Below are 12,770 nucleotides of genomic sequence, written 5' to 3'. Positions count from 1 at the left end.
GCATTGGACGTCGGCGAACGACTGCAATCCATCCGTAAACTGAAAGGTCTTTCCCAGCGTGAGCTAGCCAAGCGCGCGGGCGTCACCAACAGCACCATTTCGATGATCGAAAAAAACAGTGTCAGCCCCTCCATCAGCTCCTTGCGCAAGGTGCTGGGCGGCATTCCCATGTCGATGGTGGAGTTCTTTTCCGAGGAGATCCTCCAGGAAAAACCGACCCAGATCGTCTATAAAGCCAATGAGCTGATCGATATCTCCGACGGCGCCGTCACCATGAAACTGGTGGGCCGCGCGCATCCGAGCCGGGCGATTGCGTTCCTCAACGAGATCTACCCACCAGGTGCTGATACCGGCGAAGAGATGCTCACCCATGAGGGCGAGGAAACCGGGATTCTGGTGGAAGGCCGCCTGGAGCTGGTAGTCGGTCTTGAAACTTTTGTGCTCGAAGCCGGCGATAGCTACTACTTTGAAAGCACCAAGCCGCACCGTTTTCGTAATCCGTTCGAAGTGCCGGCGCGACTAATCAGCGCAGCCACACCCGCGAACTTTTAAGAAAAGAGGCGTCCTGCCTATGTCGCAGAGACGCCCGTAGCAGCATTCCGGCCTGCTGAATCTCCCTTTGGTTAATAGGGTTGTTTCGGCGGGGCGGGCTAACCGTTATACTTTCGCCGCCTGCGAAACCGTGGCCGCAGGCGTGAATAGCCACCATTGAGGGTGAACGCGTGAACCTAATTATGAAAATGCTGGCTGCACCAGCAACCGTACTGGCCCTATGGGCTGTCAGCGCTCAAGCTGCGACCAATGATGAAATTGCCAAACGCCTGGAGCCTGTCGGCCAGGTGTGTGTCCAGGGGCAAGAGTGCAAGGGGATGGAAGTGGCAGTGGCTGCGGGCGGCGGCGGCGGTGCGAAATCGCCGGATGACGTGATCGCCAAGCACTGCAACGCTTGCCACGGTACCGGTCTGTTGGGCGCACCGAAAATTGGTGACACCGCCGCCTGGAAAGACCGCGCGGACCACCAGGGTGGCCTCGACGGCCTGCTGGCCAAGGCCATCACCGGCCTGAACGCCATGCCACCCAAAGGCACCTGCGCCGACTGCTCGGATGCCGAGCTTAAAGGCGCGATCGAGAAGATGTCGGGTCTTAAATAAACCGATCTTCGCCAAAAAAGCCGCTGACCAGCGGCTTTTTTGTGCCCGCGATTTGCCTTTTTAGGCTGTTCTTTGCAGCAAAGACCCGGCAAGCTCGGTCCAACCCCAATTCATGGAATGTTCGGGAGAAGTCGGATGGTGCAGTTGTGTTCAATCGAGCAAGCGGTCGACGACGTACTGGCACGGCTGCCGGCGCATATTCACATGGGCATGCCCCTGGGCCTGGGCAAACCCAACCTGTTCGTCAACGCGCTGTACCGGCGTGTCGCCAAGCTGCCGGATCGGGCGCTGACCATTTACACCGCTCTGGTCCTGGGTCGTCCCACTTTGGGCGATGGTTTGCAGAAGCGCTTCCTCGAACCCTTTATCGAACGGGTTTTCGGCGACTATCCCGAGCTGGATTTCCTCGCCGCCCTGCACAAGGACAATCTGCCGGCCAACATTCATGTGCAGCAGTTTTTCATGCAGCCCGGCAGTTTGTTGCACAGCGCCTCGGCCCAGCAGGATTACGTCAGCAGCAACTACAGCCACGCCGCCCGTGATATCAACGCCGCCGGCCTGAACCTCGTTGCGCAACTGGTGGCCAGCAGCGCCGAACACCCGGATCGCCTGAGCCTGAGCTGCAACCCCGACATCACCCTCGACCTGTTGCCGATGATCGCCAAGCGCCGCGAAGCCGGTGAAACCATCCTGGTGGTGGGCCAGGTTCACAGCGATTTGCCCTACATGCCCGGCGACGCCGAACTGGGCATGGATGAATTCGACTTCCTGATCGACGAGAAGGACAGCACCACGCTGTTCTCCACGCCCAACATGCCAGTAGGTTTCCAGGACCACTTTATCGGTTTGCACGCCAGCACCCTGGTACGCGACGGCGGCACCCTGCAGATCGGCATCGGCTCCATGGGCGACGCACTGACCGCCGCCTTGCTGGCGCGTCAGGCGGACAACGAGGCGTATCGCCTGTTGCTCACCGACCTGGATGTGTACCAATGGGCGCCGCTGATCAGCCATGAAGGCGGCGTCGCACCCTTCGCCCGTGGCCTTTACGGTTGCAGCGAAATGTTCGTCAACGGCCTGCTGGTGCTGGCCGACGCCGGGATTGTGCGGCGCAAGGTGTACCCGGACGTGGCGAGTCAGGAGCGGGCCAACGCCGGCACCCTGGACGAAGCGGCGCAGACCGACGGGATCTCGGTGCACGGCGGCTTTTTCCTCGGCCCGCAAAGCTTCTACGAGCGGCTGCGGGATTTGCCCCAGAACAAGCGTCTGGAATTCAACATGACCCGCATCAGCTACATCAACGAGCTTTACGGGCAGGAAGAACTCAAGCGTTTGCAGCGCCTGGATGCGCGGTTTATCAACAGTGCATTTACGGTGACGCTGCTGGGCGCGGGCGTGGCCGACCAGTTGGAAGACGGCCGGGTGCTCAGCGGCGTCGGCGGGCAATACAACTTTGTCGCCCAGGGCCATGCGCTGGAAGGCGCGCGCTCGATCCTGATCCTGCGCAGCTGGCGCGAATCGGGGGGCGAGGTCAGTTCCAATATCGTCTGGGAATACGGCCACTGCACGATTCCCCGGCACCTGCGGGACATCGTCATCACCGAATACGGGATCGCGGATTTGCGTGGGCAGACCGATGCCAAGGTAATCGAGGCGCTGCTGAATATCACCGACTCACGATTCCAGGACGATTTGATCGAACAGGCGCAGAAGGCCGGGAAGTTGCCGAAGGATTTCCAGCTGGATCCGCGGTTTGCCGACAACACGCCGGAGCGTTTGCAGGGGATTCAGGCGCGGCATCCACGGTTGTTCCCGGAGTATCCGTTGGGCTGTGATTTCACCGACGAAGAGCGGGATTTGCTGAGGGCGTTGAACTGGCTCAAGAGCAAATTCAAGCTGACGGAGATTCTGGAACTGGGCAAGGCGGCGCTGGATGCACCGGAGCCGGAGGCGTTTCCCGGGCATTTGGTGCGGATGGGGTTGGATAAGCCGGAGGGGTTGAAAGAGGACCTGTACCAGCGGCTGCTGCTCGCCGGCCTACGGGCCACCGCACACTAGATGACACAGGAGATCAAATGTGGGAGCGGGCTTGCTCGCGAATGCGGTGGATCAGTCGACCTATCCAGTGACTGACACATCGCATTCGCGAGCAAGCCCGCTCCCACATTTTTTAACCGTGCCCGCACCGATTACTCGATGAAGGTTACGACGCCACCCGCCAACGACTGCACCCGCGCCAGCGACTCAACCCGATAACCCTGGGCATCCAGCTCCGCCCGGCCACCCTGGAACGACTTCTCGATCACAATCCCCAAACCTGCAACGGTCGCGCCGGCCTGTTTGATGATCGAGATCAGCGCCTGGGACGCCTTACCGTTGGCCAGGAAGTCATCGATGATCAGCACGCGGTCGCTGCTGGTCAGGTGGCGCGGGGAGATCGCCACGGTGCTTTCGGTTTTCTTGGTGAAGGAATACACCGTCGCCGACAGCAGGTTTTCGGTCAGGGTCAGGGACTGTTGCTTGCGCGCGAAAATCACCGGAACGCCGAGGTTCAGGCCGGTCATGATCGCCGGTGCAATGCCCGAGGCTTCGATGGTGACGATCTTGGTGATGCCCGAATCCTTGAACAACGCAGCGAATTCGTCACCGATCAGTTTCATCAGCGCCGGGTCGATCTGGTGGTTCAGAAAGGCGTCGACCTTGAGTACCTGATCGGAAAGCACGATGCCTTCTTCGCGAATTTTCTTGTGCAGTGCTTCCACGAAAGCTTCCTCTGTTGGCGCAACACGCGCCGAAAGTAGATTAAAAAGTAGTCGATTTTAGCGCTTTAACATCGCGCGTATATCCGCCAGGGCGGTATTGCCGCGAACGGCTTTGACTTCGGTCGGTGTGTCGTCGTTGCCTTCCCACGCCAGGTCATCCGGGGGCAGTTCGTCGAGGAACCGGCTGGGGGCACAATCGATGATCTCGCCGTACTGCTTGCGCTTGGCGGCAAAGGTGAAGGCCAATGTCTGACGCGCGCGGGTAATGCCCACGTAGGCCAGGCGCCGTTCTTCTTCGATGGTGTCGGCTTCGATGCTGGAGCGGTGCGGGAGGATTTCCTCTTCCATGCCCATGATGAACACGTAGGGGAATTCCAGGCCCTTGGACGCATGCAAGGTCATCATCTGCACGCCTTCGGCGCCGTCTTCCTCTTCCTGCTGGCGTTCAAGCATGTCCCGCAGGACCAGCTTGCCGATGGCGTCCTCGACGGTCATCTCGCCTTCTTCGTCCTTCTCGAGGGTATTTTTCAACGCCTCGATCAGGAACCACACGTTGCCCATGCGGTAATCGGCGGCCTTGTCGCTGGAGCTGTTGGTGCGCAGCCAGTTCTCGTAGTCGATGTCCATGACCATGCTGCGCAGGGCGCTGATCGGGTCTTCGCCGGCGCACTGCTCGCGCACCTTGTCCATGAAGCGCTTGAAGCGCGCCAGGCGATCGGTGAAGCGGGTGTCCAGATGCTCGCCCAGGCCGATTTCGTCGGTGGCGGCGTACATCGAGATCTTGCGTTCGGTGGCGTAGTTGCCGAGCTTTTCCAGGGTGGTCGAACCGATTTCCCGACGTGGGACGTTGATCACCCGCAGGAACGCGTTGTCGTCGTCCGGGTTCACGATCAGCCGGAAGTAGGCCATCAGGTCTTTCACTTCCTGGCGTCCGAAAAAGCTGTTGCCGCCCGACAGACGATAAGGAATCTGGTGGTGCTGCAGCTTCAGCTCGATCAGCTTGGCCTGGTAGTTGCCGCGGTACAGGATCGCGAAATCGCTGTAGGGCCGGTCGGTACGCAGGTGCAGCGTGAGCAGTTCGACGGCCACGCGCTCGGCTTCGGCGTCTTCGTTGCGGCAGCGGATCACGCGGATCTCGTCGCCGTGGCCCATCTCGCTCCACAGTTGTTTTTCAAACTCGTGGGGGTTGTTGGAGATCAGCACGTTGGCGCAACGCAGGATGCGGCTGGTGGAGCGGTAGTTCTGCTCCAGCATCACCACTTTCAGGGACGGATAGTCGTCCTTGAGCAGCATCAGGTTTTCCGGACGGGCGCCGCGCCAGGCGTAGATCGACTGGTCGTCGTCGCCTACCACGGTGAACTGGTTGCGCTTGCCGATCAGCAGCTTCACCAGCAGGTATTGGCTGGCGTTGGTGTCCTGGTATTCGTCCACCAGCAGGTAGCGGACTTTGTTCTGCCACTTTTCGAGGATGTCGGCGTGTTCCTGGAACAGCTTTACCGGCAGCAGGATCAGGTCGTCGAAGTCCACCGCGTTGAACGCCTTGAGCGTGCGCTGGTAGTGGGTGTAGACGATGGCGGCTGTCTGTTCCTTGGGGTTGCGCGCGTTTTCCAGGGCTTCGGCGGGCAGGATCAGGTCGTTTTTCCACGAGCCGATCATGTTCTTGATCTCGTCGACGCCGTCGTCGCCCGCGTATTCCTTTTGCATGATGTCGGTCATCAGCGCCTTGACGTCAGTCTCGTCAAAGATCGAGAAGCCCGGCTTGTAGCCCAACCGCACATGCTCCTTGCGGATGATGTTCAGCCCCAGGTTGTGGAAGGTACACACGGTGAGGCCACGGCCTTCGCCACCCTTGAGCAGGGTGCCGACGCGCTCTTTCATTTCCCGCGCCGCCTTGTTGGTAAAGGTCATGGCGACGATGTACTGGGCGCGGATGCCGCAGCTCTGGATCAGGTGCGCGATCTTGCGGGTGATCACGCTGGTCTTGCCGGAACCGGCACCGGCGAGCACCAATAGAGGGCCGCCGACGTAGTTCACGGCTTCTTGCTGCCGGGGATTGAGTCGGGACATACAGAATTCAGGGAGTCATTGATCAAAAGGGCGGGCATTTTAACAGGCTGGCAAGATTCTGCTGCCTCTGAACGACAGTGTGACGTACCACTCGATCTAAATTTGCCGGTTTTGTTACTTTGCCGCAGGATGTGCAGGGCATTTAGGACTATTGTTCGGTCTAGCGCCGCACAGTGTGTATTTGATAACCCATATCATTGGTCATTATCAGGTCGCACGTCATAATGCCCGCCGCCAACGAAATTTTGCAGAGTCTAGGGAGCTAGCTTGTCTACGCCTGTCGAACCCTTGCGTTTGCTGCTACTGGCCGATGAGCCAGCGTGGGCAGCGTTATTGCGCGAGTGCCTGGCGCCGATGGGCGACGGAGCTGTGCTGATCAGCGCGCCAAACTGGGAGTCTGTGAGCAATCTGTTCGACGACGATCACAGTGCGGTGTTGTTGACCACGGCCAGTCTTCAGCCCGGCCCCGGTCGTTGCAGCTTGCCAACGGTATTGCTGTTGGAAGAGGAACCTCTGGTTTCGCCCCTTGGCGTCAGCGACTGGCTGATTTTCAATGCATTGGATGTCGATACATTGCGCCGGTGCCTGCGGCATGTGCGCGAGCGCGGTGTGCTGGAAAACACCCTGCAACGCCTGGCCGAGCAGGACCCGCTGACCGGCATCGCCAACCGCCAGGGCTTCCAGACCCTGTTGACCGCCCGCCTGGCGGAAAACGAAGGCCGTGGCGTCGCCCTCGGTCACCTCGACCTGGACAACTTCCGTCACGCCAACGATGCCCTCGGCCACCAGGCCGGTGACCGGCTGATCCTGCAAGTGGTCTCGCGGCTCAAGAGCCAGCTGGAGGCCGGTGATCAACTGGCACGCCTGGGCAGCGATGAATTCGCCCTGCTGATCGATACCCGCCGTGCGCCCCAGCGCGCCGAATGGATGGCCGAGCGCATCATCGAAGCCATGGCCGAGCCGTATTGGGTCGATGGCGAAAGCCTGCTGATCGGTTGCAGCCTCGGCGTGGCACATGCCCGCGCCAGGGCCGGCGCCGACCCGCTGATGTGGCACGCCCATATCGCCATGCAGCAAGCCAAGAGTACCCAGGGCTGTACCTTTCATATCTTCAACGAACGCATCAACCGCAATGCCCGCAGCCTCGCCGACCTGGAAAGCGAACTGCGCCGGGCGTTGCGCCGTGACGAGCTGGAACTGCATTACCAACCGCGCCTGGACCTCGATGACGGGCATATCGTCGGCCTCGAAGCGCTGGTGCGCTGGCGCCACGGCGAGCGTGGGCTGTTGCCGCCGAGCGAGTTCGTGCCCCTGGCCGAGCAGAGCGGCTTGATCGTGCCGCTGGGCTACTGGGTGATTTCCCGGGCGCTGCGCGACATGCAGGACCTGCGCGAACGCGGGATTGCGCCGTTGCACATGGCGGTCAACCTATCGTTCCGCCAGTTTCAGGACAGCCAATTGCTCAGCACCCTCAGCCGGCTGATTGCCGAGCGTGGCGTGGAAGCTCAGTGGCTGGAATTTGAACTGACGGAAACCGCCGTGATGCGCCGCAGCGACCTGGTCAAGCAGACCATGGACGCCCTTGGCCGCCTGGGCGTGCGCTTTTCCCTGGATGACTTTGGCACCGGCTTCTCGTCGTTCGTGCACCTCAACAGCCTGCCGATTGCCTTGCTGAAGATCGACAAGAGCTTCGTCGGCGGCATGGAAGAGCGCGAAGAGAATCGCAAGTTGGTCCACGCGATGATCAACCTGGCCCACAACCTGAACCTGGAAGTAGTAGCCGAGGGCGTGGAAACCGCAGAGCAACTGGCGTTGCTGCGGTTGTTCGGTTGCGATCAGGCTCAGGGTTATCTGATCAGCAAGCCGTTGCCGCTGGCGGAACTGGTGGACTACCTGACGTTTGGTAACAGCCAGGAATTGGTGGGCGGCGTGATCTGATGCTGTGAATCCGATCAAAAATGTGGGAGCGGGCTTGCTCGCGAATGCGGTATTTCAGTCAACCCATTCATAGCTGACCCGCCGCATTCGCGAGCAAGCCCGCTCCCACATTTGACCGAGTACAGCCGTTACTCAGGCTGCGCGGCTTGAAATCCGCGGTGGGTTTCAGGCTCCTGGCGAATCATCCGCGTCATCTTCCGTTCAAACGCCCAGGTCAGGCTGACTGCCGCGCACGCCAGGCCCAGGGCCAGCCCCCACCACACGCCAGTCGGCCCCCAGCCGAGGTTGAACGCCATCAACCACGCAGCCGGTGCGCCGATCAGCCAGTAGCATCCCAACCCGACCAGGAAGGTGGTCTTGGCGTCCTTGAGCCCGCGAATGCAGCCCATGGCGATAGTCTGCACGCCGTCGAACAGCTCAAACCAAGCGGCCACGGCCAGCAGGCTCACGGCGAGGTTGATCACGTCGCGAAACGCCGGGTCATGCTGGTCGAGGAACAAGCTGATCAACTGATGCGAGAACAACCACAGCACCGCTGCAAAGCCCAGCATCACCAGCGCGCCAAAGCCGATGCCCACCCGCCCGGCCAGCCGTGCTTCCAGCAGGTTCCCGGCCCCGTAATGCTGGCCGATGCGCATGGTGATTGCGTAAGACATGCCCGCCGGCACCATGAACGCCACCGACACAATCTGCAGGGCAATCTGGTGCGCAGCCAATTGCGTGCTGCCCATGGTGCCCATGCACAGCGCCGCGAACGCAAACAGCCCGACTTCCACCGCATAGGTGCCCCCAATCGGCAGGCCCAGGCGCCACAGTTCCCGCAGGTAATGCAGGTTCGGCCGCAGCAGGCCCTTGCGCAGCGGGTAGGCGTCGTAAGCACGGTTGTATTTGATGTACCAGATCAGCGCCAGTGCCATGCAGTTGGCGACGATGGCCGTGACCAGGCCAATGCCCACCAGCCCGAGTTTCGGCAGGCCGAACATGCCTTCGATCAGCGCGTGGTTGAGCAGGTAGTTGATCACCGTGCCGCCCAGGCTGATGACCATCACCGGCGTGGCCTTGCCGATGGCGCTGGTGAAGCCGCGCAGGGCCATGAACGTCAGGTAGCCGGGCAGGGCGAACGGCAGGATGGTCAGGAACTGGCCGGCGGACGCGACATTGGTTTCGGTCTGGCCGAACATCAGCAACACCGGCTTGAGGTTCCACAGCAGCAAGCCGGCCACCAGCGCCATCAACCAGGCCAGCCACAGCCCGGCCTGGGTCAGGCGAGTGGCGCCTTCAATGTCGCCGGCGCCCTGACGGATGGCGACCAGCGTGCCCACGGCGGCGATCACGCCGATGCAGAAAATCGACACGAACGAATAGCTCGCCGCACCCAGGCCGCCGCCGGCCAGGGCCTCGGGGCTCAGGCGGGCCATCATCAGGGTGTCGGTCAGCACCATCAGCATGTGGGCCAACTGTGAGGCAATCAACGGCCCTGACAGCCGCAGAATGGCCCAGAGTTCGGTACGTGCCGGATGCTGCATGATCATCACGCTCAAAAAGTCAGGGAAGGGTGGAAGGGTTGATTCTCGGCGCCCACAGCGCATTGCACAAAGGGATAAATCCGATGGTGCGCATGATTAAAACTCATGCCTGAATGATTCTGGTAGGGTTTCGAGATTGCGCCGTCGGAGCTTTCGCCATGTCTCGTCGTCTTCCTCCTCTTTACGCCTTGCGGGCGTTTGAAGCTGCGTCCCGCTACAACTCGTTCACCCGCGCGGCGGAAGAGTTATCGATTACCCAAAGTGCGGTGAGCCGGCACATTCGCACGCTGGAAGAGCATTTCGCCTGCCGCCTGTTCCAGCGCAGCGGCCGCACCTTGCAGCTCACCGAGGCGGCGCGCCTGTTGCTGCCAGGCGTGCGCGAAGGGTTTGCGGCCCTGGAGCGCGCCTGCCATACGTTGAACGCGGAGGACGACATCCTGCGCATGAAGGCGCCATCCACCCTGACCATGCGCTGGCTGCTGGCGCGGCTCAGTCGCTTCCGGCATTTACAGCCGGGCAATGAAGTGCAACTGACCAGCGCCTGGATGAGTGTCGATGAGGTGGACTTCAATCAGGAGCCGTTCGATTGCGCGGTATTGCTGAGTAACGGTCATTTCCCGCCGGACTGGGAAGCCTGCTACCTGTTTCCTGAACTGCTGATTCCAGTGGGCGCGCCGAACCTGTTGAGCGACGGGCCCTGGGACGTCACGCGGCTGGCCTCTGCCGAATTGCTGCACCCGACGCCGGACCGCCGTGACTGGCGCTACTGGCTGGAGCGCATGGGGCTGTCATCCCAGGTATCGCTCAAGGGCGGGCAGGTGTTCGATACATTGGAGCTGGGCATGATTGCCGCCGCTCGGGGTTATGGCGTGTCCATGGGCGACTTGCTGATGGTGGCCGAAGACGTGGCCCAGGGCCGGCTGAGCCTGCCGTGGCCCACCGCCGTGGCCAGTGGGGAAAATTACTATCTGGTGTGGCCAAAGACCAGGCCGGGCGGTGAGCGTTTGCGACGGCTGGGTGACTTTCTCCAGAGCGAGGTGCAGGCCATGGAATTGCCCCAGGTAGAGCGCCTCGCCTGAGTGGATTGCGCACCGGGCAGCAATCGTTTGCGTGATACCCCTGCGAATCGCTCAAGTATTCAGCCTGCCCGCCGAAGTAGGGTTGTTGGAACTACCGTTCTACAACGTTTCCCCTATTAGAATTTTGCCGAGCAGCGCTATGAGATCAGGATGATCCTGGCCTCGGCCAGGAGCCTTCATGTCTCAACCTCGCGCCCGGATCGCCTCTCAACTGGGGCTTGCCCTCGCCGTGATACTGGCTGTCGTCATCAGCGGCAGTACGGTGTTCGCCTTGCGTTCGCTGGACTCCGCCAACCTCGACACCCGCGAGGAGCATCTGGCCAGCGAGGCTCGCTTGCTGGCTGACCAACTCAATACCTTCCACAGCACCTTGCGCGAAAGTACCCAGCGTTTGAGCGGGCTGTTTGAAAAGCGCTTCAGCGCCGGCTTGAGTGTGCGGCCTGGGCAGCCGGTGACGGTAGCGGGTGTGCAGACACCGGGCCTGTACCTGGGCGAGGAAGTGCTGAACAACAACTTCACGGAAGTTGATGAGTTCAAGCAGATGTCGGGCGGCGTGGCGACCTTGTTCGTACGCAGTGGCGAGGACTTTGTCCGTGTCAGCACGTCCCTGACCAAGCAGGACGGCAGCCGCGCCATCGGTACGGCGCTGGATCACCAGCACCCGGCCTATCAACGCTTGCTCGGCGGGCAGGGTTACGTGGGTCGCGCGGTGCTGTTCGATCGCTCCTACATGACCCAGTACAGCCCGGTGCGTGATGCCAGCGGCAAAGTGATTGCGGTGCTGTTTGTCGGCTTCGACTACACCGACGCGCAGAACGCCCAGTTCGACAACCTCAAGCGCTTCCGAATCGGCCAGACCGGCTCCCTCGCGCTGCTGGATGAACAGAAACATTGGCTGGTGCCGCCGGCTGGCGTGCAGGCGCTGGATCAAGCAATTCCGGTGATGCTCGACCTGGCCGCCAAACCTGGAAAAGGCCGTTTCTGGAGCGACAAGAACGAAGACTTCTACAGCGTTGCCGTGCCGTTTGAAGGCGGTCCGTGGTCGGTGGTGGCGAGCATGCCGAAAGCCGAAATTCGGGCGGTGACCTGGTCGGTGGGTATTCGCCTGGCGATTGGCAGTTTGCTCGCAATGCTGCTGGCGGTGGGCGCGGCGGTCTGGCTGCTGCGCAGCAAGTTGCAGCCGTTGGGCGACCTGGTGCGTCAAGCGGAAGCCTTGGGCGCTGGTGATTTGAGCGCACGGCTGAACGTTTCCAGCCATGACGAAATCGGCCAGTTGGCCCGCAGTTTCAACCAGATGGGCGAAGCGCTGTCGACCATGGTGTCGCATATCCGCAAGGCGGCTGAAGACGTGAACAGCCGCGCCCAGGCACTGTCGGGTTTGTCCGGCGGAGCGTACGAAGGCATGGAGCAACAGTCCGGCGAGATCACCAGCATGGCCGGCGCGGTGGAAGAGTTCAGCGCCACCTCGCTGAACATCGCCGACAACATGGGCAACACCGAGCGCCTGGCCCAGGACAATGCCCAGCAAACCAAGATTGGCCGCACCTCGATGGAAGAGGCGTCTTCGTCCCTGGAACACATCGCCACCGCGCTGAACAGCACAGCCACGGTGATCAACACCTTGGGCCAGCGCTCCCAGGAAATCGGCGGGATTGTCGGGGTCATCACTGCGATTGCCGAACAGACCAACCTGCTGGCGCTCAACGCCGCCATCGAAGCTGCGCGGGCCGGTGAGCAAGGGCGCGGGTTTGCGGTGGTGGCGGATGAAGTGCGCAACCTCGCCTCGCGTACCCGTCAGGCCACGGACGAAATTTCCGGGATGATCCAGAGCATCCAGCAGGAAACCGGCAACGCCATCAGCACCATGGAACAAGGCAACGTGCTGATGCAGGAAGGCCTGGCGCGCAATGCTGACGTGGCTTCGGCGCTGGCGCGGATCGATGAGCAAAGCCGCTCGGCGGGCCAGCAGTTTGCGGCCATTACCACTGCCACCCAGGAGCAGAGCAGCACGGCGACCTTGCTGAGCAGCAACTTGCAGAGCATTGCCCTGGCCAACAGCGAGCAGCGTGAAGTGGTGTCGAACCTGGCGATCACCGCCAAGGAACTGGAGACCCTGGCGGCGGGCTTGCGGCATGAGGTTGACCGGTTTCGTTGATTGACTGTTCGGGCCCTATCGCGGGCAAGCCCGCTCCCACCGTTGACCGTGTTGTTCTGGAGTACGCGGTCCACTGTGGGAGCCGGGCTTGC

General features: G+C 61.4%; 9 protein-coding genes. 6 read left to right on the top strand and 3 right to left on the bottom strand.

Annotated features, from left to right (window positions below; translation table 11 throughout):
* Positions 1-3: 3 nt before the first annotated feature.
* The 3 genes from D109_RS0109535 to D109_RS0109525 all read left to right on the top strand — a co-directional run bounded on the left by D109_RS0109535 (position 4) and on the right by D109_RS0109525 (position 3,209).
* Positions 4-552, top strand: a complete 549-nt coding sequence (locus D109_RS0109535; RefSeq protein ID WP_003208755.1) for a cupin domain-containing protein — start codon at positions 4-6, stop codon at positions 550-552.
* Between the two features lie 182 nt (positions 553-734).
* Positions 735-1,151, top strand: a complete 417-nt coding sequence (locus tag D109_RS0109530) for a cytochrome c5 family protein (RefSeq protein ID WP_003208757.1) — start codon at positions 735-737, stop codon at positions 1,149-1,151.
* Positions 1,152-1,286: 135 nt separating this feature from the next.
* Positions 1,287-3,209, top strand: a complete 1,923-nt coding sequence (locus D109_RS0109525) for an acetyl-CoA hydrolase/transferase C-terminal domain-containing protein (RefSeq protein ID WP_017476689.1) — start codon at positions 1,287-1,289, stop codon at positions 3,207-3,209.
* Between the two features lie 131 nt (positions 3,210-3,340).
* Here the strand turns inward: D109_RS0109525 and D109_RS0109520 are convergent, their stop codons facing one another.
* Both D109_RS0109520 and rep read right to left on the bottom strand, forming a co-directional pair.
* The gene (locus tag D109_RS0109520) at positions 3,341-3,913 is read right to left on the bottom strand and encodes a xanthine phosphoribosyltransferase (RefSeq protein WP_008439415.1); all 573 of its coding nucleotides are present in this window, start codon (positions 3,911-3,913) and stop codon (positions 3,341-3,343) included.
* 57 nt (positions 3,914-3,970) lie between these two features.
* A complete protein-coding gene (gene rep / locus D109_RS0109515; protein WP_017476688.1) occupies positions 3,971-5,980 on the bottom strand; it encodes a DNA helicase Rep in 2,010 nt (669 codons plus the stop codon).
* 267 nt (positions 5,981-6,247) lie between these two features.
* On the opposite strand from rep, the gene D109_RS0109510 reads away from it, so the two are divergent.
* A complete protein-coding gene (locus D109_RS0109510; RefSeq protein ID WP_026077861.1) occupies positions 6,248-7,918 on the top strand; it encodes a bifunctional diguanylate cyclase/phosphodiesterase in 1,671 nt (556 codons plus the stop codon).
* 128 nt (positions 7,919-8,046) lie between these two features.
* Here the strand turns inward: D109_RS0109510 and D109_RS0109505 are convergent, their stop codons facing one another.
* The gene (locus tag D109_RS0109505; protein ID WP_017476686.1) at positions 8,047-9,450 is read right to left on the bottom strand and encodes a NorM family multidrug efflux MATE transporter; all 1,404 of its coding nucleotides are present in this window, start codon (positions 9,448-9,450) and stop codon (positions 8,047-8,049) included.
* Between the two features lie 152 nt (positions 9,451-9,602).
* Between D109_RS0109505 and D109_RS0109500 the strand changes: the two genes are divergently transcribed.
* Both D109_RS0109500 and D109_RS0109495 read left to right on the top strand, forming a co-directional pair.
* On the top strand, positions 9,603-10,523 hold the full coding sequence (locus D109_RS0109500; protein WP_026077860.1) for a LysR substrate-binding domain-containing protein: 921 nt from the start codon (positions 9,603-9,605) through the stop codon (positions 10,521-10,523).
* Positions 10,524-10,701: 178 nt separating this feature from the next.
* Entirely contained in the window at positions 10,702-12,678 is a 1,977-nt protein-coding gene (locus D109_RS0109495) for a methyl-accepting chemotaxis protein (RefSeq protein ID WP_017476684.1), read from the top strand.
* Positions 12,679-12,770 lie beyond the last annotated feature (92 nt).

Source organism: Pseudomonas sp. PAMC 26793 (assembly GCF_000313235.1).
Classification (GTDB): Bacteria; Pseudomonadota; Gammaproteobacteria; order Pseudomonadales; family Pseudomonadaceae; genus Aquipseudomonas; species Aquipseudomonas yamanorum.
The sequence above is the reverse complement of the archived record's forward strand: the minus strand, read 5'-3'. Positions and strand labels throughout refer to the sequence as shown.